Source organism: Neorhizobium sp. DAR64862/K0K3 (assembly GCF_050500185.1).
Taxonomy (GTDB): Bacteria; Pseudomonadota; Alphaproteobacteria; order Rhizobiales; family Rhizobiaceae; genus Neorhizobium; species Neorhizobium soli.
In genome coordinates this window covers 1449951-1475529 of the sequence record NZ_CP191449.1, presented here as the reverse complement: position 1 = coordinate 1475529, position 25579 = coordinate 1449951, and the positions used below count along the sequence as shown (strand labels likewise).

Below are 25579 nucleotides of genomic sequence, written 5' to 3'. Positions count from 1 at the left end.
GGTGGGGCCAGGCCGCCCGCGCATGTTTATCGCTTGTAGGTCGGCGTGATGAATGGCAGCGCGGCCACCGTCATCGGCAGGTATTTTCCACGGACCTCGGCAAAGACCTGCGTACCCGCTGCTGCATGACTGACGGGGACGTAACCCATGGCAACCGGACCTTCGACCGTCGGGCCGAACGTACCAGAGGTGACTTCGCCAAGTTCCTGCAGCCCGTCCGCATCGGCAAACAGTTTCGCATGCGAACGCACCGGCGCCTTGCCTTCCGGCTTCAGGCCGACGCGGCGGCGGCTGGTACCGTCTGCCAGTTCGTCAAGGATGCGGTCCGCACCCGGGAACCCGCCTTCGCGGTCGCCGCCGGCCTTGCGAGCCTTTTGCAGCGCCCATTCGAGCGATGCTTCGATCGGTGATGTCGTGGTGTCGATGTCGTTTCCATAAAGACACAGACCGGCTTCAAGGCGCAGGCTATCACGGGCGCCGAGGCCGATGGCTTCGCAGTCTGGGTGCTCGAGCAATGCCTTGGCAACTGACACGGCATGGTCCTGCGCGATCGAGATCTCGAAGCCGTCCTCGCCGGAATAACCGGAGCGCGAGATGATGCAGGGAACGTCGTGCAGCGGCACTTCGCGGACATCCATGAACTTCATTGAGGAGACGCCAGCCCAGAGCTCGGCCAGAACAGCTTCGGCACGTGGACCTTGGAGGGCGATCAGCGCGCGGTCGTCGAGCAGGGTGACCTCGCAGTCCGGAAGGTGCGCCTTCATGTGCGCAAGGTCGGCATCCTTGCAGGCGGCATTGACGACAACGAGAAGATGGTCGCCGCGATTCGTGATCATCAGGTCGTCGAGAATGCAGCCATTGTCGTCGGTGAAGAACCCGTAGCGCTGACGGCCTTCCTTCAGTGACAGGATGTCGACCGGAACGAGCCTTTCCAGCGCAAGTGCTGCATCTGCATAGTCGCCGGACTTCGCTCTGACAATGACCTGACCCATGTGGGAGACATCGAACAGGCCTGCGGCGGCGCGCGTGTGGAGGTGCTCCTTCATCACGCCGAGCGGATATTGCACCGGCATGTCGTAGCCCGCGAACGGCACCATCTTCGCGCCAAGCGAGAGATGCAGCGCGTTGAGCGGTGTGGTCTTGAGAACTGAGTGATCGTCCAAAAAGGCGCCTCCAGGTTTTGGCGCTCGCTGCGTAAAATCAGCTCACACGCCGGCTCTGATCAGGGCGCGGTTACGCGCCTGTTTCGAGCCCCCTCTGTCCTTTTCGCCTGAGATTGTTATCCCTTCGGCGAGCCCCCGATGACGGGTGCTACTCTCCAGAGTTCCGGTTGGTCGCCCGTGGTCCTTTTGCCTGAGAGTTTCCGGGGCGGTTGCTCCTTCGGCACCGCATCGAAGCGGCTTCTCCCAACGGGTATGAGGTTCATTATCGAGGAGGCGACAGGTTTGACAAGGGGAGAATGTCGTCGTGACAAAGATTTTTGTCGTACACCATAGGTTTAGGCATCGCGACTGAGTGCCAAGGTTCAAGCTTTCCGCACGTTCAGGAATCTGCTCTACCCGTCGTCTTGAAAGACGATGGGAGGCGTTGTCATGAAATTTCTTGCGACTCTGGCGCTGTTTGCAGCGACACTTGGTGCGGCGGCAGATCAATCCTATGCCCAGGCGGGAGATGCCGGTTCCGGGAATGGTGGCATGCACATGCACGGATCGTCCGATCCGGCGGCCACATCGGGCGCCACAGTCAAAGTCGGTACGCTCGAGATTTTCGGCGGCTATGTTCGCGCCATGCTTCCCGGCCAGCCGGTCGGCGGTGGCTATCTCGTGATCCGCAACACGGGCAGCGAAGACGATAGACTCGTCTCTGCCTCATCGCCTCTGTCGCCTGCCGTGGAGATCCACAAAATGTCGATGCAGGGCCAGATCATGAAGATGCGCCGGCTCGAAGGCGGTATTGCGGTCCCAGCCGGCCAGACCGTCGAGTTGAAGCCCAGTGGACTGCATCTGATGTTCACCAAAGTCGCGACTCCTTTCAAGCAGGGCGACAGCGTGCCCCTGAAGCTGACCTTCGAGAAGTCCGGCAGTTTCGATCTCACGCTCCCGGTCCAGGGTTTCCGTCCCGGCAACCAGCATAACTGATCACGCGGGATGTGATCTCAGGCGTAATATCTCGTTTAGCTCCGCCATCTATTCTACCGATGGGTTGGCTTTGTGGGGACGAAGATCGTGGATATTTCCAGTGCACCGGAGCCGGACGCCGGCATTTACCGACGCCTCAGCACGCTTGCAGAAATCGACACGGTTGCCGACGCCTGGCGGGCCCTTGAAAGCCGGTGCGAAGACCGGCTGACCTATTTTCAGAGTTTCGATTGGTGCCGCGGCTGGGTCGCAGCCTTTGCCGGCAATGGCTCCGCGTTCGAATTCCGGATCGAGACTGTGTGGCGCAACGGCAGTCTCGTCGCAGTCTGGCCTTTGATGGTTCAGACCGTCAGCGGCATAAGGGTGTTGGAAAACCTCGGCGCACCCCACTCGCAATACTGCAATCTCCTGTGCGACGACGCCCATCTTGCCGGATTGCTGATGGGCAAGTTGCTGACCCGTATCGAGATGATGCCCGATTGCGATGTCGCGATCTTTCACCCCGTTCCGCACCAATCCTCGCTGGGTCTTCTGCTTCGCTCACAGCCGAAGATCCGCGGCTACGGCGGAAGCAGCGCCGTGCTCGATCTCACGCAGTTTGCGGGCTCGGACGCATACCGCTCGCACGGCGGCAAATTGAAGAAGCGCAATCGCAACCGTCGGCGCAACCACCTGGCGCGGCTCGGCGAACTCACCTTCGAGATGATCTGGCCCTCCGATCAAAGGTTTGCCGAATACGTTCGCGAATGTGCGGCGATGAAGCGGGTCTGGCTGCGCGAGACCGGGAGAAGCAGCAGCGGTTTTTCCTTCGATGGCCTGGACGATTTCCTGGCGAGCCTGACGGGTGATGCCGCGTTGCTAGAGGGTGCGTGCCTTTCGATCCTGCGGGCCGGCGATGTCACGGTGGCGATGGAGCTCGGCTTCGTGCGGGCAGGGCACTACTATGCCTATCTCGGAAGCTTCGACTGGAGCCTGCGGCATCTCTCCGCCGGCAAGGTGCAGATGGAAATGACAGTCTGCTGGCTGATCGACAACAGGATCAAGACCTACGATCTTCTCGGCGGCGATGGCGCCTACAAACAATCCTGGGCAAACCAGAAACTGGTGCTGAACGGCTATAGCCTGCCCTTCTCGTGGAAAGGGCGCCTCTACGCGCAGGCTTGGCTTCCGGTCATCCGTCCATTCGCCAAGCGGATGTATTTCACGATACCCGAAAGCTGGCGCCGCTTCCTCAGCGGCATTCAGGGTGTCGGACTTCTTGTACTCGGGGTCTGAAGGTCACTCTTCCGTGTCACGATAGGCGGCTTCGGCCATCTGCAGCGATGCCTGCTGCTGCGGAGGCTGCTGGCCGGCATCGAGGAAATCGAGAGACAGGCTGGTCGCAAGCGTCATCGCCCCGGTGACCGTCGGATCGGTCGCACTCTGATCACGCGCAGAAGCGCGTTCGGCGACACGTTTGGCCTCACCAATTCTCGCTTTGACGGACAGTTGCGGCGGCGTTCGTAACGTCTCTATGGCGAGCGCTGCCATGCTTGCCGAAATTGTCGTCAACTGAACCATAGCAACCGCCTTCAACCCATTCGGCACATATGTAATATGCGCCGAGTTTGCCGCGATTTAACCGAAATCCCGGCATTTTAACGGTAGGCACGATTTAGGACTTTTCTGGATATCTCGATGATCAATATCATACTTGTCGCACTGGGCGGCGCATTCGGTTCCGTCGCCCGCTACCTCGTGGGCGTCTGGACGCTGCGCCGGTTCGGGCCGAACTTTCCCTGGGGAACGCTGACCGTCAACATCGTCGGCTGTTTCGCAATCGGTTTGATAAGCGAGGTGATTGCCCGGCGCCTCAACGCCTCGCCTGAGATGCGTCTCCTGCTGGTGACTGGATTTCTCGGCGGCTTCACGACGTTTTCGGCCTTTTCGCTGGATGTCATCTCGCTGTTCGAGCGCGGCGCGACCGTGGCGGGGGCAAGTTATGTGATCGCAAGCGTTGGTGTGTCGCTGTGTGCGGTCTTTGCTGGGCTGGCGCTCGGGCGGGCAATGCTCTAAAGGGCAGGACTGATCACAGATAAGATGAAAGAGCTTTGATGGCAGGCATCGAGCATATCCGCGTCGAGGCGGACGAGGCAGGCATGCGCCTCGACCGTTGGTTCAAGATCCATTTCCCGGGTCTCGGCTTCGGCCCTCTACAGAAACTACTGCGCTCCGGACAGGTGCGCATCGACGGTGGCCGTGTGAAAAGCGACACGCGCGTTGAGCCCGGCCAGATGGTCCGCATTCCCCCGATGGATACCGACGCGAAGAACAGCGGGCCGATCGCGGGCAAGGATCTGAAGCACGCCGGCGACTACGAGCTTTTGCAGCGGATGATGCTGCATGAAGACGACAAGGTCTTCGTTCTCAATAAGCCGGCGGGTCTGGCTGTGCAGGGCGGATCCGGCGTGACCCGCCATATCGACCAGATGATGGATGCCTTCACCAACAAGAGAGGCGAAAAACCGCGTCTCGTCCACCGGATCGACCGCGACACATCAGGCGTCCTGGTTGTTGCCCGAACCCGCGGTGCTGCACAGAAGCTGACCGCGGCATTCCGCGAGCGCGATACCAAAAAAACCTACTGGGCCCTGGTCAAGGGCGTGCCGCGCAAGCGCGAGGACAAGATTTCCAACTGGCTGGTCAAGGAACAGACGCCCGACGGCGACCGCATGCGGATCGCCAGGCATGGTGAGGAGGGCGCCGATCACGCGGTCTCCTACTACCGCGTTCTGGAAACCGCCGCGCAGACGATGGCGTGGCTAGAGATGGAGCCCTATACCGGCCGTACGCACCAGCTGCGTGTCCATGCGCTGCATCTCGGTCACCAGATCATTGGCGATCCGAAATATTTCGACGACGACCACAACTGGCCGTTCCCGGGCGGCATCCAGAAAAAGCTGCATCTGCACGCGCGCCACATCGACATCCCGCATCCGGATGGCGGTCGTCTGCGGGTCACGGCTCCGCTGCCGCCGCACATGGTGCAGTCCTGGAACCTTCTGGGCTTCGACATGGAGAACGGTCGGCGGGAGGACCAGGAATGAAGCTTGTCCTGTTCGACTGCGACGGCACGCTGGTCGACAGCGCCGAACTGATCCACGAGACGATGCTGCGCACCTTCCGCCACTTCGGCAAGGCGGAACCCACATTGGCGCAGACGAAGTCGATCATCGGACTGACGCTCGACATCGCGATCGCCCGCATCGACGGCAAGCCGCATGCCGATGAAGAAGCCGTCGAGATGATGGCCTACTACAAGTCGCTCTTTTCCGTGGTGCGCCAGGATCTCGATTTCCGCGAGCCTTTGTTCGATGGCATAAAGGACCTGATCGAGACGATCGGACCGCGAGACGACCTGTTGATCGGCGCTGTCACCGGCAAATCCCGTCGCGGCCTCGACATGATCATGAACACGCACGGCTATGCAGACCATTTCGTCGTCAGCCGCACGGCAGATGATTGCCCGTCCAAACCCCATCCGGCGATGGTCACCGAATGCTGCGACGCGACGGGCGTGTCGCCCGAAGACACTCTTGTCATTGGCGATGCGATCTACGACATGCAGATGGCAAAGGCGGCCGGTGCAACGGCAATCGGTGTTTCCTGGGGATACGCCTCGGTTGGCGAGCTTCAGAAGGCCGGAGCCGACCACATCGTCCATCATCCAAGCGAATTGCTGCCGTTGATCGGCTGAGGGTTTTCCATGCGCGACATACTATCCGACCCGAACGCCGGTTTGAGCCACGAAGACCCGACCCGGCGCGCACAGATCCAGATGCACAAGCCGCTGCCGAAGCGCTTCTACAAGGAAGTTTCGGTTGAGGAAGGCGAGGGCGACTACGCCATCCTTCTCGACGGTCGGCCGGTGAAGACACCCGCCAAGAACGCCTTGAGAATGCCGACCACACGGGTGGCCGAACTCGTCCGCGACGAATGGGCATCGCAGGTCGACGTGATCGATCCGCGCACGATGCCGGTGACACGGCTGGTGAACACCGCAATCGACGGCATTGCCGCCGACCCGCAGGCCGTGTTCGAGGACATCCTTCGCTTCTCGTCCAGCGACATGCTGTGCTACCGCGCAGAAACGCCCGCAAACCTCGCGCTTCGTCAGGCCGAGCAATGGGATCCTGTCCTGGACTGGGCCGCAAACGCGATCGGCGCCCGCTTCGAGGTGATCGAGGGCGTCATGCCCAAGGAGCAGCCTAAGGAAGCGATCGCCGCCCTTTCCGGGGTGTTGCGCAAATATGCGTCCCCGATCGAGCTTGCGTCTCTCCACACGGTGACATCGCTGACGGGCTCCGCAATTCTGGCAATTGCTTTTGCCGAAGGTGAACTCTCCGTCGATGACACATGGCGGATCGCGCATCTGGAGGAAGATTGGGCAATCGAACATTGGGGATCCGATGCCGAGGCGGAACACCGCCGGGCAAAGCGGTTCGAAGAGATGCAGGCTGCTGCTGCGGTTTTCGACGCAACCACAGGGCGGATTTAATCCTTCTCTAACCCTGTTGGGGGAAGATCGGTACAGTCCTTGTATCGAGTTCCCCCATGCGTTCCGGTGTCCTGCGCCTCGCCCTGATCTTGACCCTGACGCCGTCGCTGATGGCGTTTCGCATGCCGTTGGAAGATGGTGTTCGGGACAAGCTTCTCTACGACGTCAGAGGAGCTTTCGTCACCGCAAGGCCGGACGTACCTCAGGGCCTCGTTATTGCTACCGACATGCTGATCGATGAGGCTGTCCGCTCGACCATGCGGCCGAGCATGCTGCCGCGAACCATCATCTCCGTCCGCATCGACCAGGCAGCACCCGTTCCCGTCGTCTTCGGCCGGCGGCTGGAGGCAAGGGTCACGGTTCAGGCCGTCTCCGTCTCGACAGGCGAACCGGTCGCAACCGGCTCCTTCGAAACGTCGGTCTTCCTCTTCGGCAACAAGGATGCAGATGCAGCTCTTGCCAGAAAGATCGCCGATCGCGTGGCAAGCGAGTTCCGCTTGCGCAGCGGACATTCCACAACGATCACATCGGCGCTTTTCGAACCCTGACTCCATTGAAATGCAATTGATTTCCTGAAGCAAGTCGAGCTTAACTCGCTCGCTGTCGCGCAGTCGCGACATTGCTACGAGAGGTTATCACATGCAGTTTTTCAATCGTTTGGGACAATACCGTCCGCAGGCGCTGGCCGTGCTGAGAATCATTGCAGCCCTGCTCTTCATCGAGCACGGCACAATGAAGCTGTTCGGTTTTCCGGCACCGATGGGCGACGGTGCTTTGCCGCCGCTTCTGTTGATTGCAGCGCTGCTTGAAGTGGTCGGCGGCGCGCTGCTGGTTGTCGGCTTCATGACCCGCCCGGTCGCGTTTCTCCTGTCCGGCCAGATGGCTGTTGCCTATTTCATGGCCCATGCCAGCAAGGGCTTCTGGCCGGCGCTGAACGGCGGCGAGGGCGCCATCCTGTTCTGCTTCATTTTCCTGTATCTCGTCTTCTCGGGCCCGGGCGCCTGGGCCGTCGACAAGAACTGAAACTCTACGCCCGCGAGCGATTGCGCGCGGGCGTGCTGATCCTCGGACGGGACATTAGGCCAGACGCTCGGCGTGCCAGCGCAGATGGTCGTCCATGAATGTCGAGATGAAGAAGTACGAATGGTCGTAGCGCTCATGCAGTCTGAGCGTCAGGGCAATATCCTTGCCCTCGATCGCCTGTTCGAACAGCCATGGCCGTAGGCCGCTGTCGAGGAAGTTATCGGCCTTGCCCTGATCGATCAGGAATTCCGGAAAATGCGCCCCGTCCTTCACCAGCGCGCAGGCGTCGTATGGCCGCCACGTTGACTGATCGGAACCGAGATATTTTTCGAGCGCCGGTGCAGACCAGTCGGCGGTCGTCGGTTCGACGATGGGCGCAAAGGCCGAGCAGCTCTTGAACCGGTCGGGGGTTTTGAGTGCAATCGTCATGGCGCCGTGACCCCCCATGGAGTGGCCGAAAATCCCCTGCCGGCTCATGTCGACGCGGAATTGCTCGCCGATGAGGGCGGGCAGTTCCTGCGTGATGTAGGTGTACATCTGGTAGTTCTCGGCCCAGGGCTGCTGAGTGGCATCGAGATAAAATCCGGCACCCTTGCCCATCTGCCAGTTGGTCGCCTCATCCGCGACGTCGTCTCCGCGCGGGCTTGTGTCGGGGCAGACGATGACGAGACCGAGCTCTGCAGCCAGCCGGCGATACTCGCCCTTGTCCATCACGTTCTGATGGGTGCAGGTGAGACCCGACAGATACCAGAGAACCGGGCACGGCTGCGACACCGCCTGCGGCGGCACGAACACGGCAAAGGTCATATCGCATTTGCAGGCATCCGACGGATGCGAATAGACGCCCTGCATGCCGCCAAATGCGGTGTTCTGTGAGATGATCTTCATCGGTCATGTTCCTCGATGTTGGGACTTCAGCCGGCCAGCGAAACGACGGCATTGACCGCAGCGGCTACCAGCACCGTGTTGAAAAAGAAAGACACGACCGAGTGGAGGAGATTGATCCTGCGCATGTCGGTCGCCGTGATCGCGACATCGGACGTCTGGGCGGTCATGCCGATGATATAGCCGAAATAGAGAAACTCCCAGCCGCCCGGACGATCGGTTCCGGGAAAGTCGAGGCCGCCAACCGGGCCCTCGACCTTGTCGTCGCCGGGGCGCCAGTAGAGGTGGGCGTAGTGTAGGGCAAACATCATGTGCAGCGAAAACCAGCCGAGAATGACGGCGGCGAAGCCGACCATCACATCCAACGCACCTGACGTCTGCTTGTCGTTCATCGCTTCAAACAGCGTCACCAACGAAATCGCCGCCGCTGCAAGCGTGACGGCCAGGATAAGCGGTGCCGGTTCGTCGGTGTTCTGGCCGCTTTTCTCGAAGCGGTCGGCGTCCAGATGCGGGATTCGGAATGCCATCAATCCGAGATAGACGACGAAAAAGACGATCGCCGTCAGCGCTGCGGCAAGCTCCGGCAGCTGCCAGATCAGCACAGGCAACGCGACGACTGCGACGATCGCCGATGCGAAGAAGGGCCCATGCCGGCGGCGGCGCCAGTGCCACAGCGATGCCTTGCCCTGTTGTGTCGACATCCGCCCTCCCGTACCGCCTTGATAGCGCGGTCTAGCCGTTTGATTTGGCGCGCCGGCAGAGCCTGTCCAGCGTCTCCAGGAATTTGGATCGGTCGCGTGGCGAGAAGGCTGCGTTATAGCCCTTGCTTTCGCCCGTCTCGCGCAGATGCTGGCCAAGATCGCGCATGGCGCTCGCCATGCCGATATTGGTCTCGTCGAACACGCGCCCGGTCGGTCCCGTGACAAAGGCACCGGCGGCCACACAACGCACGGCAAGCGGCACGTCGGCCGTAATGACGATGTCGGCAGGGCCGGCGCGCTCGGCAATCCAGTCGTCGGCGGCGTCGAAACCGGCCGAGACGATGACGTTCTTCACCATCGGATCGCGGGACGGACGCAAGCCGGAATTGGCAACAAACGTCACCTCAAACGCGTGACGCTCAGCGACTTTAAGGATTTCCGCCTTCACGGGGCAGGCATCAGCATCGACATAGATCAAGGCTTTGCCCTCAGCATGTCCACATGCGGAATACCGTCCTCCAGATATTCCTCTGATATCGGCGAGAAGCCGAACGAGGCGTAGAATTTCTGAAGATGCGCCTGCGCGGAAATCTCGATCGTTTCTCCGGGATAGGCCTGTTCGCAGACGGTGATCGCTTCGCGCATCAGCGCTTCGCCGAGCCGCTTGCCCCGATGATCCGGCGAGACGGCAACGCGGCCGATGCGCGGATTGTCCGAAGGCTCCGGCCGCCAGATGCGGGCGCAGGCCAGCAGATCGCTGCCATCGAGAAGACGCAGATGCAGACAGGCCGCATCGTTGCCGTCGAGTTCCGGATAGGGGCAGGTCTGCTCGACGACGAACACGTCCACGCGCATTTTCATCATGGCATAAAGGTCGAGTGCGGAGAAATCTTCGAGTCTCCGCACGTCGGTCGTGTAGGACGGCCCGGTGGTCAATAGACCACCACGCCACGGATGCTTTCGCCCGAATGCATCAGCTCGAAACCCTTGTTGATGTCTTCGAGCGGCATTGTGTGGGTGATCATCGGATCGATCTGGATCTTGCCTTCCATGTACCAGTCGACGATCTTCGGCACGTCGGTGCGTCCACGGGCGCCGCCGAAGGCCGTGCCCATCCAGTTGCGGCCGGTGACCAGCTGGAACGGACGGGTCGAGATCTCCTGACCGGCGCCGGCAACGCCGATGATGACCGACTTGCCCCAGCCGCGGTGTGACGATTCGAGCGCCTGGCGCATGACCTTGGTATTGCCGGTGCAATCGAACGTGTAGTCGGCGCCGCCGATCAGATCGCCGTTGCGCTTGGTCATGTTGACGAGATAGGGCACGATGTCTTCGCCGACCTCTTTCGGGTTGACGAAATGTGTCATGCCGAACTTCTCGCCCCATTCCTTGCGGTCGGGATTGATGTCGACGCCGATGATCATGTCGGCACCGGCAAGCCTCAGGCCCTGAAGGACGTTAAGGCCGATGCCGCCTAGACCGAAGACGATCGCGGTCGAACCGATTTCAACCTTGGCCGTATTGATGACGGCGCCGATGCCCGTCGTGACGCCGCAGCCGATGTAGCAGATCTTGTCGAACGGCGCGTCGGGATTGACCTTGGCGACGGCAATCTCGGGCAGAACAGTGAAGTTCGAGAATGTCGAACAACCCATATAGTGGTGGATCTTGTCCTTGCCGATCGAAAACCGGCTGGTGCCGTCAGGCATTACGCCCTGGCCCTGCGTGGTGCGGATCGAGGTGCAAAGGTTCGTCTTGCGCGACGTGCAGGAATAGCACTCGCGGCATTCCGGCGTGTAGAGCGGAATGACGTGGTCGCCCTTCTTGACCGAGGTGACACCCGGTCCGACATCAACGACGATGCCGGCGCCCTCATGGCCGAGAATGGCAGGGAAGAGGCCTTCCGGATCGGCGCCCGACAGGGTGAAATCGTCGGTGTGGCAGATGCCGGTCGCCTTGATCTCGATCAGCACTTCGCCGGCGCGAGGGCCTTCCAGCTGTACGGTCATCACTTCGAGCGGTTTGCCAGCCTGAACGGCAACGGCGGCGCGGACATCCATGGTGTCACTCCATTTTATCTATAAAATTCTGCCGGGACTTTTGCACGGCAAGTGGTCCGGGCTCAAGCCGGAAGACGGTATGAATAGTCGCAATCGGGTGATCGGTCAGGGCTCGATGATCGGGGCCTGCGGAGAAGCGCTGCGCGGCACCAACCCCGTCAGCCGAACATCATCGACGACTTCGACCATCATCTTGAAAGGTTTGAAGCCGGAGCGCTGGTAGAATGGCAGCGCCTGCGCCGAATCGAGATGGCAGGTGTGAACCCATAGGCGCGAGATCGGTCGAGACCACGCCTTCTCGATTGCAGCGTTCATCAAGAACCGGCCGGCACCCTTGCCGATCGTACCGGCGGCGAGACCGAAATAGCCAATCTCGCATTCACCCTGCTTGCGAAAATCGAGTTCCAGAAGCCCAACCGCGCGATCGCCATCTATCAGGGCATGAACTTCGACCAATGGGTCTTGAAGGATAGCGGAAAGCTCGCTGTCGTCCATTACGAGGCGCGAGGTCCACATCCAGTGTTCGCCGACCGACCTGTAGAGCGCGCGATAATCCTCGATCGACGGCGACGGCCAGTGCTCGACGGTGAGCGATCCTACAGGCGGCATCGAACCCGGTTCCGGTCGTTCCTGCATCTCCAGACAGGTTACCACGGTCGCGATCATTCCCGGCGGAACATTGGAATATCCGCTCAGAAGCATGGGATTGTCAGGGGACATCGGGTCTTGGCTCATGAGGTCTTTTCACGATGTTTGATGGTTGTTGTCAACGAAGGTCACGCAGGCACCAGCTGTTTCGACTGCGCATGTTCGCGCCAGATGATGAACAGGCCCGAGGCCACGATGATGAGGATGCCAAACCATTTCGATGCCGTCGGAAAGTCACCAAACAGCGCATAGCCAAGGACGGTCGCCGAAATGATCTCGAAATACTGAAAGGGTGCGAGCAGCGACAGGGGTGCCATCCTGAACGCCTTGACGACGAGGAGGTGCATGTATCCCGAGATCGACCCCAATACGACCAGCAGCAGCAACCCGAGCGCGGAGGCGGGCAGGGACGGCTCGAAGTCGGTCACGCCGAAACCGCTTCCGGCCGTCATCGCGAGGCCCATGAAGACGGTGCCGCCGAGGCCGGCGATGGTTTGCATCACCAGCGGCGAATCACTCTCACCAATGGCGCGATTGAGAAACAGATAGAGCGTGAAGAGAAAGGCGCAGGCGACCGGCAGAAGCGCCGTCCCGCCGAATATCGAATAGCTCGGCTGGATCACGATCATCGCACCACCGAATCCGACGACGATGGCAAGCCAGCGCCGCCAGCCGACCCTCTCTCCGAGAAAAATGGCCGACATCATCGTCAGCATGAAGGGTTCAACGAAGTAGATCGCGAACACATCGGCAAGCGGCATATATTTGACGGCGGCAAAAAACATCAGGCTTGCCGACGCATGCAACGTGCCGCGCAACAGGTTCATCCACGGGCGGTTCGCATGGATGAGCGACCGGGCGGTAAGCAGTGCCAGCGGCAGCAGGCTCAGGAACTGGAACAGGAACCGATAGAAGGTGACCTGTCCGGGCGACATGTGCTCGAAATTCGCCATGTATTTGGCGATGGCATCCATGATAGGCAGAATGGCCATACACGAGGCCATGATCGCCATGCCCTTGAGCGGGTTTTCGGAAGTCTTTGGGGGCATTGGCCTGCGCTTTCAATTGAACCTGAGTTCAAACACAGGCTGACCTTGTCGGCAAGCCGCAGGTGCGGGCACATCAGCAACGCTTGACGCTGCAAGCACCGGAAAACATATCCGATGCTCGGAAGTCGAGGTCGCGGTATGTTAGGCCGCGAGTTCCGTGGTCTCGCCGTGCTCGATGAGAAGGCGCGGGGAGGTCATATCGCCCGTCTCTTCGTCCACCATCACAGAATAGGCTGCGACACCGATGACGCGCACCGACATGGCCGTCGCGATCTTCTCGGCGGAGGCCGCGTTCGAGGCTTGGCGCATTTCACCGGGGACGATGTGGCCGCGGTTCTTCTTGAATTGGAGAACGATGAATTTTTCTGCGGTTGCCATGTTACGCTCCTATGTTGTTCTGTTTATGTTCCAGAAGGAGCAAGAAGTCAATTCGTTTGTGAAGATGTGAATTAGGTGACATGACGAGGCTTGAAACGTCGCTTGACGCCAGAAACGAAAAAACCCGGCCGAAGCCGGGTTCTTTTGGTGCGGTCGAGAAGACTCGAACTTCCACGGGTTGCCCCACAGCGACCTCAACGCTGCGCGTCTACCAATTCCGCCACGACCGCATCCGTGGTAGAGCCGAATTGCTCCGGCGAGCGAGCATGTAGCAAAAGGATTTGGGGTGCACAAGTGCGTCGTGACAGATTTTTGAAGGATTTAAACGGGTTGGGGATAACCTTATATAAAGTCCCGGAAAACAAGGCTCTTGCCGCCCTTGTTCGCTTTTGACAGAAGACTGGCCATGCTGACACGCACCGATCTCAATCTCTCCATGCTGCCGCAAGCCGACTGTCCGCCCGTAAGATGGCGGGTTTCGGACGAACTCGTGCCTTACGACGTGGCGATCGCCACGATGGAGGCGGAGGTGGCAGCCATTGCCGACGGCCATGCCGACGAACTCGTCTGGCTGCTGGAGCATCCGCCGCTTTATACAGCGGGTACCAGCGCCCAGACCGCCGACCTCATCGAGCCGGATCGGTTTCCCGTCTTTGCGACGGGTCGCGGCGGAGAATACACCTATCATGGCCCGGGCCAGCGCGTTGCCTATGTTATGCTGGACCTGAAGCGCCGGCGTCAGGACGTTCGAGCCTATGTGGCGGGCCTCGAGGAGCTGGTCATTCAGACGCTCGACATGATGAACGTTCGCGGCGAGCGGCGCGAGGATCGTGTTGGCGTATGGGTGAAGCGGCCGGACAAGCCCACCATGTTTGATGGGTCTGTCACTGAGGACAAAATCGCCGCACTGGGTATTCGCCTGCGCCGCTGGGTGAGCTTTCACGGTCTGTCGCTCAACGTCGAGCCCGACCTGTCGCATTTCTCCGGCATCGTGCCTTGCGGTATAACTGGATATGGTGTGACCAGCCTGATGGATCTCGGCCTGCCGGTCATGATGACGGATGTCGATATCCGGCTTCGTGAGGCGTTCGAGCAGATCTTCGGCCCGACTGTGAACGAACGAGAACAGGTCACCTCACGGTGACCTGTGCAATCGTCTGATCGTTGGAGGCGACGGTCATAACGACCGGCTTGCGAGTCTTAGTCCTCGTCGGGCATACGTCCATCGACGCCGCCAGCGCGCAAGTTGTTGACGACGGATTTCACGCCGGCAATGCTCTTTACCTTGGCAGCGATGATGCGCACGGCAGATGCCTCGTCGACCAGGCCTTCGAGCGTGACCTCTCCGTCATCGACATGCACGTCGATGGCATCCATCATGGCGATATCGAGCGATTCGATTGCGTCCGTGATGCGCTCCTCAAGATCGTCTGATTCTTCGACCCCGATCGTTGCGGGCGTATCGCTGTCGACAAGCCGTTCCTGCTGCCCGTCGGCCTCGATGCCTTCGACCTGGTAGCCTTCGTTACGATCGCTTTCGAAGTTCGCAGCAGGCTCGCCATAGGCCGCGTTGCCGACCGGACGCGCACCGGCACCGGCTGCATCGTCATAAGGCCAGCCTTCGTCGATGTTGCGGTCGTCGTAATCGCGGAAATCTTCTTCGCGGGAAATATCGTCGGGCTTGCGGGGGGCGGGCATTGTGGTTCCTTCCGTAAGGTTCGTCAGTCGGTAGAGGGTTGCCTCGATAACCGTCAGGAACAGCCTTGGTTCCTCTACCGACCTTTTTCCCACTTGCGGACCAACCGGTCGCGTTTCAACCTCGATAGACGCTTCAGCCAGAAGACGCCGTCCAGCTGGTCGATCTCATGTTGCATGCAGACGGAGTAAAAGCCCGTGGCGTCCTCTTCTGCGTGCGTCCCGTCCAGGCGCTGATAGCGGAACCGGATCATGGCGGGACGCTCGACCTCTTCGGTCGCACCTGGCATGGATACGCTTCCCTCGGTGTAGCGCATGGGCTGTTCACCGAACGAAAGGATTTCCGGGTTGGCATAAAAGCGCGGACCGTCTCCTGCCGACAGTTCGAGCACGACAAGCCGGATGTGAGCCCCGACATGCGCGGCGGTGATTCCGACGCCCGGTGCAGCCCGCATGGTGGCGAGCAGATCCTGCGCGAACGTCTCGAGTGCCGCGTCGAACACGGTAATCGGCTGACACGGCTTTGACAGGCCGGGATCAGGATATCGCAATATCGTCAGTGGTGCCATTCGTTATCCTTCCTCGTCTCTCAAGCGTTCAAATTGGCATGGCGAAAACCGTTTCGCCACAGATGTTTGACCATTGCGCACTGGACCATCCCGACCATTTGCTCTAGCTGGAATGAAGCGGCAAACGCGTTCGATCTAAGACGGTTATCTGGTTGTTGAAAATCAGTTTCTGCCGTTATCTTCAACCTGCGAGATGCGGATAGCGAGGGCGGCAATGAGCGATATCGGCGAAGAGACCCGCGGTCGCAGCAAGGCCAACGAACCGGCCCACGACATCTATACCGAAGAAGGCGCGGTTCGTCCCGATTTCCTCGCGAGGGTCGGGGCAGCAATCGCCGATCGGGATGTTCTCTATCTGCGCCAGCATGTAGCGCGCCTGCACGAATCCGAACTCGGCGACCTTCTCGAATCGATCATGCCCGACCAGCGCCGGGCGATGGTTCGGCTGCTGGGCACCGACTTCGACCTGACGGCTCTGACCGAGGTGGACGAGGCGATCCGTATGGAGATCGTCGAGCATATGTCCAACGCGCAGATCGCTGCGGGTATTGGCGGTCTCGATTCCGACGACGCAGTCTACATTCTCGAAGATCTCGACAAGGAGGATCGCGAAGAGATCCTCGCGCAGCTGCCGTTTACGGAACGGGTTCGCCTAAGGCGGGCACTCGACTATCCTGAAAGCTCGGCCGGACGCCGCATGCAGACCGAATTCGTGGCCGTGCCGCCGTTCTGGACGGTGGGCCAGACGATCGATTACATGCGCGAAGATGAAGGCCTGCCGGAAAGCTTTACGCAGGTCTTCGTCATCGACCCGACCTTCAAGCTGCTCGGCGTCATCTATCTCGACCGCATCCTGCGCACCAACCGGCAGGTGAAGATCGAGACGATCATGCGGGAGACGAACTATCCGATCCCCGCCGACATGGACCAGGAAGAGGCAGCACAGCTCTTCGAGCAATACGACCTTCTCTCGGCCGCCGTCGTCGATGAAAACGGCAGGCTGGTCGGGGTGCTGACGATCGACGACATCGTCGACGTGATGCAGGAAGAGGCCGAAGAAGACATCATGCGCCTCGGCGGCGTCGGTGATGAGGAACTGTCCGACACAGTGGTCGATATCTCGCGCTCGCGCGTGCCGTGGCTGCTCGTCAACCTCCTGACCGCTTTCCTGGCGGCGTCGGTGATCTCGCTGTTCGAGGCCACGATCGAAGAAGTGGTCGCACTGGCGATCCTGATGCCGATCGTCGCCGGCATGGGCGGCAATGCGGGGTCGCAGACGATGACGGTCACGGTGCGCGCCATCGCGACCCGCGATCTCGATATCCACAATGCCTGGCGCGTCGCACGGCGTGAAATCTGCGTCGGCCTGATCAATGGGTGTCTGATCGGCACGTTGGTCGGGCTGGTGGCGGGCTTCTGGTTTCAGGATCCGAACATCGGCGGACTGATTGCCACTGCCATGCTCATCAACATGGTCGCGGCCGCGACCGCCGGCCTGATGGTGCCGATTCTCCTCAACCGGGCAGGGGCGGATCCCGCCGTTTCCTCCGCGGTCTTTGTGACTGCGATCACCGACACGACCGGGTTCTTCTCGTTTCTGGGCCTCGCCACTTGGTGGTTTGCGATCGGGTAAGGAGAGCAGCAAACATCCGAAAAATTGACTGTTACGTAAAAGTCAATTATTTGAGGCAGAAATGTCAGGATGTGGCCGTGAACAAATATTACAGCATCACCGAGTTGACCCGCGAGTTCGGCGTTTCCACGCGCACCTTGCGCTTCTATGAAGATGAGGGCCTGATCCATCCGGAGCGCCGCGGACGTACGCGTCTTTTCAGGGCTGCAGACCGCCGTCTGATCATGGAAATTCTTCGTGGACGTCGCATCGGCTTTTCCATCGCGGAGATCCGCGAGATCGTCCAGATCTACAAGGAGCCTCCGGGCGAAATGGGCCAGCTCAAGCTTCTGATGAAGAAGGTCGACGAGAAACGCGATGACCTGCGCCAGAAGCGCAAGGACATCGAGGAAACGCTGCTCGAACTCGACAATGTCGAGGAGGCCTGCCTGACCCGTCTCGCCGAAATCGGCGTCGGCACCTGAACTCTCAGGGAGGCGGCGAAGCGATGGCGCATTCCTGTGCGAGCATCTGGATCCGGTCGTCCTGTGGCGTGATCACGCCTGACTGCATGGGCGTCATGAGGTTCTGGGCAATCAGCCGATCGGCCGTGCAGGTGCAGAACGCGCGGCAGATGTTGGCGTCGGCACTCTCTACGCAGCCCCTCTCGCAGCTCAAGATGTAACCTTTGCGGACATCCGGCGGCGGAGCGGGGTGGACCAGCGAGAAGAGATAGACGAGAGCGATCAGGATCGGCTGATGCACGAGATAGATCAGCAGGCTGTGCTGACCGGCCTTTGAGAGTAGGTTCTGTCTTGTCTGGACCTTCGCAATGCGCGGCAGCACGTTTCGTGTCATCAGGAACTTGGTTGCGGCGACGCCTGCAAGAAGAGCGGCAACCCAGGGAAACAACGGCACGTAATCGTTCGAACGGGGCGGAGCCTCGGCGAAGCCCATCCAGGCGAGCCAGCGCGTGTCGAACAGAGCCGAATCGAGAGTTCCCGGCATAGCGACGTAATCGACCAGCATCAGAACCGCGATCATCGCGGCGACCGCAGCCGTGAGCGCCGGAGGAAGCCGCAGGAACGCCAGGCCGATAAGGCTCGACAGGGCGATGTTATGCAGAATGCCGAAATAGATCCATTCGCCCGGGAAGGCGACGAATGTCGCGACGCTGATGGCAAGGGCTGCGCCGACAACGATGCCGAGCCGTTTCGCAAAGGACTGCCAGCGGATCTGCGGCGTATGTGCAAGGACCAGACTGACGCCGGCGAGAAACAGAAACGAACTGGCGATCAGTCGCGCATAGATCTTGAAGAAACCCTGCGTCGCTGTTCCCGGATCGAGATAGCCGAAGAATTCGAGATCCCAGGTGAAATGATAGGTCGCCATGGCGATCAGTGCCACGCCGCGCAGCGTATCGATCAAGACAATGCGCGGCACGCGGGGGGCATTGGGTTGGATCTCTGATGATGTCACGTTCGCATGTCCCGCTCTTGTTTGTCTTTGGTGTCGCTCACCGGGTCCATCAGCGCGAGACGGGCGTCGGAGAAATACTGGCGGCGTGTCAGAACGAAGACCACGATCGCGGTCATCGCCATGAACATGTAGGGCCCGGCGAACCAGCCCAGGTAGCCGATGGAAAGAAACAGCGCCCGAAGGCCGGCATTGAAGTGGCCGGCGGCGATCGTGTTCATCTGGATGACTTGATCTGCGGCGATCTCAGCTTTGGCACGATCAGCATTCGTGTCGTGCATCATCGGCAAGGCGCCGAACAGGATGGTGCAGTAGTTGAACAGACGGTAGGCCCAGCCGAATTTGAAGAAGGAATAGCCGAACAGCACCGTTAGACCGGCAACCTTGAGCTCGAACGCGGTGCGCCCGCCGTAATAGACAAAGGGCAGATTGCTGAATACGTCCTCCACCTTGTCGGTCGAGCCAAGCAGCGCAAAGCAGCCACCAATCGCGAAGATCGAGGTCGAGGCGAAAAAGGCCGTCCCGTTCTGCAGACCGGCCAGGATTTGCGTGTCGATCATCTTGAGATCGCGCCGAAGCGAGTTGTAGATCCAGTTCCGACGCCGCTCCGCCATGGCCCGGTTAAGGCTCAAGCGGGGGAAAAAGCGACTGCCAGACCCCGCTGTGAGCCAGGAATAAAGGGCCCAGAGGGCGAGAAACAGTGCCAGCGCGATATAGTCCGCAGTCGTCATGGGTCTCGCCACAAATCGTGTATGCCTCGTTTCGTCTTGCTTTGTTTCGGCTGTCCGGGCAAGAGGCGTGTGCCTGGTATAGGTTTTTGCAACACCTATCTGTAGAGCGTGTCTCTGTGATGCATGTCGCTCGTGTCCAAGCGGATGTCGGGTGATCGCCTGAGCCGAACTCAGGTTTGGCGTAGCCTCTGCCCAAACGAACGGTCCCGTGAACAATCATGTTTCTTTCAGTTTTCGACGTTTTCAAAATCGGTATCGGTCCTTCCAGCTCGCACACGATGGGGCCGATGTCGGCAGCCAATCGTTTCCTGGAGCTCCTCCTTTCCAATGACTGGCCACGCCCGACGGGTGCTGCCGTCGCGGCGCTGAAGGTCAGCCTCCACGGGTCGCTTGCCTTTACCGGCATTGGGCACGGAACGGGCAGGGCAGTTATCCTCGGTCTTGTCGGCGAAGAGCCGCACAGCGTGGATCCCGATCGGATGGACGCGATCATTGCAGACGTCGAACGCACCGGTCGCGTCACCCCGCCGGGCCACCCCAGCTACGAGTTCAGGCCGGCAACGGACCTGATCTTCGACAAGAAGCAGCCGCTGCCCGGCCATGCCAACGGCATGAGCTTCTCGGCGCTGGATCGGGACGGACGGCTGCTCTTGAAGCGCATCTACTATTCGATCGGCGGCGGCTTTGTCGTGACCGACACCGAACTGGAGGCAATGCGGGCGTCCAAGAAGACGGCAAGCGATGCGCGCGTGCCCTATCCATTCTCGTCCGCCAAACAGATGCTCGAAATGTCGCAGGGTTCTGGCCTGACGATTGCCCAGATGAAACGCGCCAACGAGCTGACAAAGATGAGCGCGGCCGAACTCGACGAAGGCGTCGACCGGATCTGGGACGCGATGAGGAATTGCATCGATCGCGGTCTGAAGGTCGACGGCATCATGCCGGGTGGCCTCAAGGTGAAGCGCCGTGCGCGGGCGATCCACGACCGCCTTAACGAGGAATGGCGCAGCAATCGGCTCAACCCGCTTCTCGCCAATGACTGGCTTTCGGTCTATGCGATGGCGGTCAACGAAGAGAATGCCGGTGGTGGCCGTGTCGTGACCGCGCCGACCAACGGTGCCGCTGGGGTCATTCCAGCCACGGTTCGCTATTATCTGCATTTTCACGACGACGCGACGCAGGAAGACATCCGTACCTTTCTTCTGACCGCGGCAGCGATCGGCGGCATCATCAAACACAATGCCTCGATTTCTGGTGCCGAAGTCGGTTGCCAGGGTGAAGTCGGGTCGGCTGCGGCCATGGCCGCTGCGGGTCTCGCCGCCGTTATGGGCGGTTCGCCGGAGCAGATCGAAAATGCTGCGGAGATCGCGCTCGAGCATCACCTCGGCATGACCTGCGATCCCATTGCAGGCCTCGTCCAGGTGCCGTGTATCGAGCGCAATGCGCTTGGCGCCGTAAAGGCCGTGACGGCGGCATCTCTGGCGCTGAAGGGTGACGGCAGCCATTTCGTGCCGCTTGACGCCTGTATTGAAACCATGCGCCAGACTGGCATGGACATGAGCGAGAAGTACAAGGAGACCTCGACCGGCGGGCTTGCCGTGAACGTGGTCGAGTGCTGAGAGCTTCCTGTGGGACGTTTTCCGTTTTGAAAGATCCGACTTGACCCGGCGCAGTCCTTGCGGCTTTGAACGGACATGGCTCTACATCTGATCAAGCTCTGCGTCGGCGCCGACTCCATCCAGGACCTGAGGGACTGGGTGGCCGAGCGGTCTCTGACCGCCATGTCCGCCGGCCTTGAACCCCACAGCATCCACACGACGCGAATGATGCCGAAGCGCGTGGAAGAGCTCGTCGATGGCGGGTCGCTCTACTGGGTGATCAAGGGGCAGGTCTCTGCGCGCCAGAAGCTTCTGGAGGTTCGCACAGTTAAGGGCGAGGATGGTATCGGCCGTTGCCAGCTGGTGCTCGGTCCCGAAGTCATCGAAACCGCGCCGATGCCGAAGCGGCCATTTCAGGGCTGGCGTTATCTCCTCGATAACGAGATCCCGAAGGACCTCGGCGGACTGGGAGATGATGTCACCCAGCTGCCGGAAGAGTTGCGGCGACACCTCGCCGAACTCGGTCTTCTCTAGCTATTCAGCCCAGTCTCAGTCAGCGAAGTCTCAAACGGACCGACGCGCGTCCGGCACGCAGCCCGACATGCAGATGGATCTGAGCCGGTGGCTGCGACTGGCGCCACGCACGGGCTCCATGGCTGAGCAGCAGGGTGACGAGATCCTTGGTCTTTTCCCGGGAACGCGAAGACAGGTTCATTCCCGCCATTCCCATTCCCGCAAGCCGCATGGCCGCTTCGTGCAGCGGATTGAGCGCAATGCCGCGGGCCTTGGACTTCGTCGCGTTGGCGACGAAGCCGATACTGTTTTCATTCATTCCCATAGGAAACCCCGTTTTACGCATTACTATCGAGATTTCACTGCGCCGGCGGATACAAAACACGGTGGCTGGCGCAGCTTTTTTCAGTGGTCGTCTGATGGGCCGATTACTGTATCGACGCCCAGCAGTTCACGCCTTTCTTCTTCAGGATATTGCAGGCATCGATCGCGGACTTCTGGTCGCCGAAGCCTCCGAAACGTGCCCGATAGACCTGGCCGCCATTGGTGCTGAAGGCGACTGTGAAGGGTTTGGCGGAACGCAATACCTTGCCGCCTTTATCCTGCGCATCCTGCAGGAGTTCGTTTGCCATCGAAGGATTGGGCGAGACGCCAATCTGGATGACCCAACCGGACACATCACCCTTGAGAGACACTTTGGGCGTATCGCGGGTGGATGCCGTGGTGACGGAATCGATTGCCGCCATTTCGGTCCGCTCGCCGGCGCCACTGCGCTTCGGAACATATTCCGGGGCAGGGGTCGGGACAGCACCCGAGCCGAGCATGGCGGAGTTCATCGCTGCCGAAGCCGTTCGCTTCTGCGACGGTTCGCCGAGATAGGCAGTCGCAGCAGGTGCTGCCGTCTCGTCATAGCGAGCGCCGGGCATGGGGCCACTGTTAGGAAGGTCGAGAGCCGAAACCTGACGGGCATCGGATACTGCAGCAGCGACACGCGGCTGGCTTGCAACGGGAAGCGATGGTGTCGGAACCGGAGCGGACGGAGCCTGCGAGATCAGGTTGCTCTGACCGCCGCGGGAGGCTTTCGGAAGATATTCCGCTACAAGCTTGCGCATCGTTGCATCACGAGCAGCGCTGGAGCGGCCACCGAGCACGACTGCAACGATCGAGCGACCGTCGAGCTGTGCCGACGTTGCCAGATTGCTGCCGGCTGCGCGGGTATAACCGGTCTTGATACCGTCGACGCCGCGGACAGTTCCGACCAGGCGATTGTGGTTGCCGATCGTCTGCTTGCCGAAATTGAAAGTGCGGATGGAGAAGTAACCGTAATACTGCGGAAAATGCTGGCGAAGAGCGATGCCGAGACGCGCCTGATCACGTGCAGTCGTCATCTGCGCCGTGTTGGGCAGGCCGTGTGCGTTCCGATACGTCGTACGCGTCATGCCGAGGGCACGTGCCTTGTTCGTCATCATCTGCGCAAAGCGGTCTTCGGATCCACCGACGAACTCGCCGAGAGCTGTCGCCATATCATTGGCCGACCGCGTAACGAGTGCACGGATCGCCTGATCGACATTGATGGCGCCGCCGGGGCGCACACCCAGTTTCGAAGGCGGCTCGGACGCAGCGTGCGCAGAAACCGGAACCCTGGTGTCAAGCGTGATACGACCAGCCTCGAGCGCTTCGAAGGTCAGGTAAAGCGTCATCATCTTCGTGAGCGAAGCTGGATAGCGAAGACCATCCGGATCCTCGCCGTAAAGAACCTTTCCAGACTTGGCGTCGACGACGATCCCTGCATATTTCGGATCGGCATGCGCCGGACTGGCGAGGCTCGAAAAGGCCAAGATCACCGTAAAAAGACAACCGAGAAATTTTCCCGGCACTGCCACGCGTCCCTTGGGGAGGATTGTGGAAAACATGCTCTTCGACACTGCCGCACTCATCGCTTGCATGGTGGTTGTATTACGTCCGGGCTCAGCGCCCCCGATGGGCCCGTTGTCAGGCAATCTAGGGGAACAGCGTTACCAAGAGGTTTATGATGAACGTTTGGTTGCTTCGCAGAGGACCATTTTACCGATTGACCTGCGTTACCGGGTGCCCGGTCACAAGGCGGGTTTGGACAAATGTCCGAACTCGGGCGTCAATCTTCTGCCAGTCGCGCAAAAGCGCGCTCGAGAATCGATAAAGCACGGTCAGATCCTGCCCGACTCGGATATCGCGCTGGCAGTCGCCGCTGGTAGGGCGCTCTCCCGCTGATGGAAATAGGCAACGCACGGCGTAGGGGGAGGCGGCACCGGGCTGTGCGCCCGTCAGAATCACTTCGTTCCCGTAACCGCTGTCCGCCCGGAGGCGATGCAGTGTCAGCCCATGCTCAGCCGGTTCTGCCGGGCCTTCGAAAAGTCCTTCGTAGATCGGCTGAAGCCGCCCCGACATGTCGCGCGACATGGTGCTCTGCGACATTTGTACGAAGATCAGAGATGCCGGCTGGGAGACGGTGTCGAATCGCGCCCGATTGGTGGCGCTGTAGCCCGTCATTTCCGGCCAGGTCAGATAAAGATCCGCCCGTTCAGTTGCACCGCTCCGTCTTTGCTCCTTGAAACGGAGCGTGTTGGCGGAAAGCTGGATCGTATCCTGACCGATCACCAAGTCGAATGTCTCTGTGCTCTCGGAATGGCCACCCAGCATCATCCGCTCGCCGAGCCATCGGCCGCCAACGCTGATGGCGCTGGTCACCATGCCAAGCGCAACCACGATGCCGGTGATCTTGTACAGGGTTCGCCTGGATAGAAGCGGGCTGTCCGTTTCACTAAGGCTGTCGGGTTGCATGCGGCCGGGCTCTCGTCACTGGAGTGGCCGGCGGACCGAACGAGGGGTGCGACCGCGCCGGCAGCGATACCGCCATTGTTGCGGATTTGTGGTTAATGGATCGTTAGTCATAGTCGCGCGACAGTGGTGAGGGCCATAAACGGAAACGCCGGCAGGGTACCTCCTCGGAGGCCCTGCCGGCGTTCTGAATGATCACATGGTCGATCGTTCGTCGGGTAATCTTGACTTACTGGCTGACACTGCCGACTGCGGTCGCCCGGCCGTCCTGGAGTTTGACCCAACGCGCCGGATCATCGGTCGCCTGGCGCTTCAGGTATGTGTATTCCGTATCGGTCCAGATCATGACCTTGTTGCGCATGTTGTCGAGGACGAAGTCGCCGCGATCGGTGCGGACGGTCAGGACTGCATGACCTTCGCCATTCGGCTGCAGCACGACCGTGATCAGCAGGTTGGAAGGCGAAATGCCCTGCTGCGTCAGCATCTTCCGCTTCAGGAGCGCGAAGTCCTCGCAGTCCCCGACGGTCCGCGGGTATGCCCAGCGCTCTTCGACGCCGTAGATTTCCTGGTCGGTCATCGGTGTGATCGAGGTGTTGACCGTGTAGTTGACGTCGAGGATCGTGCGCCAGGTGTCTTCGGTGAGTGCCACGGGGCCGGCGTCCTTGTAGGATGCCACGCATTCGCTCGTGTAGGTCTTGCAGAATTCGTAATGACCGATCGGCGGGTTTGCCTTGCCGATAACGCGCATGGCGCCGGATGGCATCGCAAAGGACTGGACGGTCATGGAGCCGATCATTGCAGCGGCGGCGATTGCGAATGCGAGAGCTTTACGGCAGTTCATTTTTCTTGTCTCCCCGTTGTGGGGAAACAATGCCTCAGACCCTTTGATCGACCGCAAAATACCGCAGTAAAATCAGATGCTTATTCTAATCAACTTTGGCGAAAATACGCGTCGAATTCGACGTGCTTTTTCATAAAATACGCACTGCTTTTTCGGCGAATTTGCATAAAATGCGAGGTAAATTTGACCTATCCGCTCCTATCTCCCTGATACTGCGTCGCTTTGATGAAACGTGACATCATCGAAAGGTGAGCGAAGATCTTCGATCTGCCTGTGCCTGTTGCTTTGCTTCGCCGCGTTCCGGGACG

Annotated in this window: 31 protein-coding genes, 1 tRNA gene and 2 riboswitches; of the genes, 13 read left to right on the top strand and 19 right to left on the bottom strand. The window is 60.2% G+C overall.

Going from position 1 to position 25579, the window contains the following annotated elements; translation table 11 throughout:
- Positions 1-26: 26 nt before the first annotated feature.
- Positions 27-1163, bottom strand: coding sequence for a glycine cleavage system aminomethyltransferase GcvT (gcvT, locus tag ACQY1L_RS07140; RefSeq protein WP_430243555.1), 1137 nt, complete (start codon positions 1161-1163; stop codon positions 27-29).
- Positions 1164-1247: 84 nt separating this feature from the next.
- A riboswitch (glycine riboswitch) is annotated at positions 1248-1332 on the bottom strand.
- A riboswitch (glycine riboswitch) is annotated at positions 1333-1419 on the bottom strand.
- Between the two features lie 173 nt (positions 1420-1592).
- Between gcvT and ACQY1L_RS07135 the strand changes: the two genes are divergently transcribed.
- Positions 1593-2138 (top strand): copper chaperone PCu(A)C, encoded by a 546-nt coding sequence (locus tag ACQY1L_RS07135; protein ID WP_430243553.1) that lies wholly within the window; start codon positions 1593-1595, stop codon positions 2136-2138.
- A gap of 87 nt (positions 2139-2225) precedes the next feature.
- On the top strand, positions 2226-3413 hold the full coding sequence (locus ACQY1L_RS07130) for a GNAT family N-acetyltransferase (RefSeq protein WP_430243551.1): 1188 nt from the start codon (positions 2226-2228) through the stop codon (positions 3411-3413).
- Positions 3414-3416: 3 nt separating this feature from the next.
- On the opposite strand, the gene ACQY1L_RS07125 is transcribed toward ACQY1L_RS07130, so the two are convergent.
- The gene (locus tag ACQY1L_RS07125; protein ID WP_062580651.1) at positions 3417-3698 is read right to left on the bottom strand and encodes a hypothetical protein; all 282 of its coding nucleotides are present in this window, start codon (positions 3696-3698) and stop codon (positions 3417-3419) included.
- A 117-nt stretch (positions 3699-3815) separates the two neighbouring features.
- Here ACQY1L_RS07125 and crcB point away from each other — a divergent pair, with 117 nt between their 5' ends.
- The 6 genes from crcB to ACQY1L_RS07095 all read left to right on the top strand — a co-directional run bounded on the left by crcB (position 3816) and on the right by ACQY1L_RS07095 (position 7698).
- The gene (gene crcB / locus ACQY1L_RS07120) at positions 3816-4193 is read left to right on the top strand and encodes a fluoride efflux transporter CrcB (protein ID WP_184655025.1); all 378 of its coding nucleotides are present in this window, start codon (positions 3816-3818) and stop codon (positions 4191-4193) included.
- Positions 4194-4231: 38 nt separating this feature from the next.
- A complete protein-coding gene (locus ACQY1L_RS07115; RefSeq protein ID WP_062457061.1) occupies positions 4232-5224 on the top strand; it encodes an RluA family pseudouridine synthase in 993 nt (330 codons plus the stop codon).
- A complete protein-coding gene (locus ACQY1L_RS07110; RefSeq protein ID WP_062457059.1) occupies positions 5221-5874 on the top strand; it encodes an HAD-IA family hydrolase in 654 nt (217 codons plus the stop codon). Before ACQY1L_RS07115 ends, ACQY1L_RS07110 begins: the two co-directional genes overlap by 4 nt.
- 9 nt (positions 5875-5883) lie before the next feature.
- Positions 5884-6675, top strand: coding sequence for an ATP12 family chaperone protein (locus ACQY1L_RS07105; protein WP_430243548.1), 792 nt, complete (start codon positions 5884-5886; stop codon positions 6673-6675).
- Between the two features lie 56 nt (positions 6676-6731).
- Positions 6732-7223: a hypothetical protein gene (locus ACQY1L_RS07100; protein ID WP_430243546.1), complete on the top strand. Its 492-nt coding sequence runs from the start codon at positions 6732-6734 to the stop codon at positions 7221-7223.
- 91 nt (positions 7224-7314) lie between these two features.
- Entirely contained in the window at positions 7315-7698 is a 384-nt protein-coding gene (locus ACQY1L_RS07095; protein WP_430243544.1) for a DoxX family protein, read from the top strand.
- 54 nt (positions 7699-7752) lie between these two features.
- On the opposite strand, the gene fghA is transcribed toward ACQY1L_RS07095, so the two are convergent.
- The 9 genes from fghA to ACQY1L_RS07050 all read right to left on the bottom strand — a co-directional run bounded on the left by fghA (position 7753) and on the right by ACQY1L_RS07050 (position 13649).
- Complete coding sequence (gene fghA / locus ACQY1L_RS07090) at positions 7753-8586, bottom strand: S-formylglutathione hydrolase (RefSeq protein ID WP_430243542.1); 834 nt, start codon at positions 8584-8586, stop codon at positions 7753-7755.
- Positions 8587-8612: 26 nt separating this feature from the next.
- Positions 8613-9284, bottom strand: a complete 672-nt coding sequence (locus tag ACQY1L_RS07085; protein ID WP_062580655.1) for a DUF1345 domain-containing protein — start codon at positions 9282-9284, stop codon at positions 8613-8615.
- Between the two features lie 31 nt (positions 9285-9315).
- Entirely contained in the window at positions 9316-9762 is a 447-nt protein-coding gene (locus ACQY1L_RS07080) for a YaiI/YqxD family protein (RefSeq protein WP_062457036.1), read from the bottom strand.
- Positions 9759-10220 carry a GNAT family N-acetyltransferase gene (locus ACQY1L_RS07075; protein WP_430243539.1) on the bottom strand — a complete coding sequence of 154 codons (462 nt, stop codon included), beginning with the start codon at positions 10218-10220 and terminating at the stop codon, positions 9759-9761. The genes ACQY1L_RS07080 and ACQY1L_RS07075 overlap by 4 nt, the downstream gene beginning before the upstream one ends.
- Positions 10217-11344: an S-(hydroxymethyl)glutathione dehydrogenase/class III alcohol dehydrogenase gene (locus ACQY1L_RS07070; RefSeq protein ID WP_062580660.1), complete on the bottom strand. Its 1128-nt coding sequence runs from the start codon at positions 11342-11344 to the stop codon at positions 10217-10219. The genes ACQY1L_RS07075 and ACQY1L_RS07070 overlap by 4 nt, the downstream gene beginning before the upstream one ends.
- 105 nt (positions 11345-11449) lie before the next feature.
- The gene (locus ACQY1L_RS07065) at positions 11450-12079 is read right to left on the bottom strand and encodes a GNAT family N-acetyltransferase (RefSeq protein WP_430243537.1); all 630 of its coding nucleotides are present in this window, start codon (positions 12077-12079) and stop codon (positions 11450-11452) included.
- Positions 12080-12120: 41 nt separating this feature from the next.
- On the bottom strand, positions 12121-13041 hold the full coding sequence (locus tag ACQY1L_RS07060) for a DMT family transporter (protein ID WP_430243535.1): 921 nt from the start codon (positions 13039-13041) through the stop codon (positions 12121-12123).
- A 141-nt stretch (positions 13042-13182) separates the two neighbouring features.
- Positions 13183-13419, bottom strand: coding sequence for a hypothetical protein (locus ACQY1L_RS07055; protein ID WP_062457020.1), 237 nt, complete (start codon positions 13417-13419; stop codon positions 13183-13185).
- A gap of 145 nt (positions 13420-13564) precedes the next feature.
- Positions 13565-13649 (bottom strand) — tRNA-Leu (locus ACQY1L_RS07050).
- A 176-nt stretch (positions 13650-13825) separates the two neighbouring features.
- On the opposite strand from ACQY1L_RS07050, the gene lipB reads away from it, so the two are divergent.
- Positions 13826-14563, top strand: coding sequence for a lipoyl(octanoyl) transferase LipB (gene lipB, locus ACQY1L_RS07045; RefSeq protein ID WP_430243533.1), 738 nt, complete (start codon positions 13826-13828; stop codon positions 14561-14563).
- Between the two features lie 56 nt (positions 14564-14619).
- On the opposite strand, the gene ACQY1L_RS07040 is transcribed toward lipB, so the two are convergent.
- On the bottom strand, positions 14620-15117 hold the full coding sequence (locus tag ACQY1L_RS07040) for a BON domain-containing protein (protein ID WP_113167415.1): 498 nt from the start codon (positions 15115-15117) through the stop codon (positions 14620-14622).
- A 74-nt stretch (positions 15118-15191) separates the two neighbouring features.
- The gene (locus tag ACQY1L_RS07035) at positions 15192-15683 is read right to left on the bottom strand and encodes a peptide deformylase (protein ID WP_430243531.1); all 492 of its coding nucleotides are present in this window, start codon (positions 15681-15683) and stop codon (positions 15192-15194) included.
- A 214-nt stretch (positions 15684-15897) separates the two neighbouring features.
- Between ACQY1L_RS07035 and mgtE the strand changes: the two genes are divergently transcribed.
- Together mgtE and ACQY1L_RS07025 are read left to right on the top strand one after the other, a co-directional pair.
- Positions 15898-17316: a magnesium transporter gene (mgtE, locus tag ACQY1L_RS07030; protein WP_430243529.1), complete on the top strand. Its 1419-nt coding sequence runs from the start codon at positions 15898-15900 to the stop codon at positions 17314-17316.
- 77 nt (positions 17317-17393) lie between these two features.
- On the top strand, positions 17394-17780 hold the full coding sequence (locus tag ACQY1L_RS07025; protein WP_092662576.1) for a MerR family transcriptional regulator: 387 nt from the start codon (positions 17394-17396) through the stop codon (positions 17778-17780).
- Between the two features lie 4 nt (positions 17781-17784).
- Here ACQY1L_RS07025 and ACQY1L_RS07020 read toward each other — a convergent pair whose 3' ends face one another.
- Together ACQY1L_RS07020 and ACQY1L_RS07015 are read right to left on the bottom strand one after the other, a co-directional pair.
- Positions 17785-18774: a heparan-alpha-glucosaminide N-acetyltransferase gene (locus ACQY1L_RS07020; RefSeq protein WP_430243527.1), complete on the bottom strand. Its 990-nt coding sequence runs from the start codon at positions 18772-18774 to the stop codon at positions 17785-17787.
- Complete coding sequence (locus tag ACQY1L_RS07015) at positions 18771-19502, bottom strand: DUF599 domain-containing protein (protein ID WP_062457000.1); 732 nt, start codon at positions 19500-19502, stop codon at positions 18771-18773. Before ACQY1L_RS07015 ends, ACQY1L_RS07020 begins: the two co-directional genes overlap by 4 nt.
- Positions 19503-19720: 218 nt before the next feature.
- On the opposite strand from ACQY1L_RS07015, the gene ACQY1L_RS07010 reads away from it, so the two are divergent.
- Complete coding sequence (locus tag ACQY1L_RS07010) at positions 19721-21121, top strand: L-serine ammonia-lyase (RefSeq protein ID WP_113110490.1); 1401 nt, start codon at positions 19721-19723, stop codon at positions 21119-21121.
- Positions 21122-21196: 75 nt separating this feature from the next.
- Complete coding sequence (locus tag ACQY1L_RS07005; RefSeq protein WP_062456994.1) at positions 21197-21634, top strand: DUF1489 family protein; 438 nt, start codon at positions 21197-21199, stop codon at positions 21632-21634.
- 19 nt (positions 21635-21653) lie between these two features.
- Here the strand turns inward: ACQY1L_RS07005 and ACQY1L_RS07000 are convergent, their stop codons facing one another.
- From ACQY1L_RS07000 to ACQY1L_RS06985, 4 genes are all read right to left on the bottom strand, one after another.
- Entirely contained in the window at positions 21654-21938 is a 285-nt protein-coding gene (locus ACQY1L_RS07000; protein WP_062456991.1) for a hypothetical protein, read from the bottom strand.
- A 103-nt stretch (positions 21939-22041) separates the two neighbouring features.
- The gene (locus ACQY1L_RS06995; RefSeq protein WP_113167411.1) at positions 22042-23559 is read right to left on the bottom strand and encodes a D-alanyl-D-alanine carboxypeptidase; all 1518 of its coding nucleotides are present in this window, start codon (positions 23557-23559) and stop codon (positions 22042-22044) included.
- 118 nt (positions 23560-23677) lie between these two features.
- The gene (locus ACQY1L_RS06990) at positions 23678-24433 is read right to left on the bottom strand and encodes a hypothetical protein (protein ID WP_430243524.1); all 756 of its coding nucleotides are present in this window, start codon (positions 24431-24433) and stop codon (positions 23678-23680) included.
- 226 nt (positions 24434-24659) lie between these two features.
- Positions 24660-25226 (bottom strand): transglutaminase-like cysteine peptidase, encoded by a 567-nt coding sequence (locus ACQY1L_RS06985; protein WP_430243858.1) that lies wholly within the window; start codon positions 25224-25226, stop codon positions 24660-24662.
- Positions 25227-25579 lie beyond the last annotated feature (353 nt).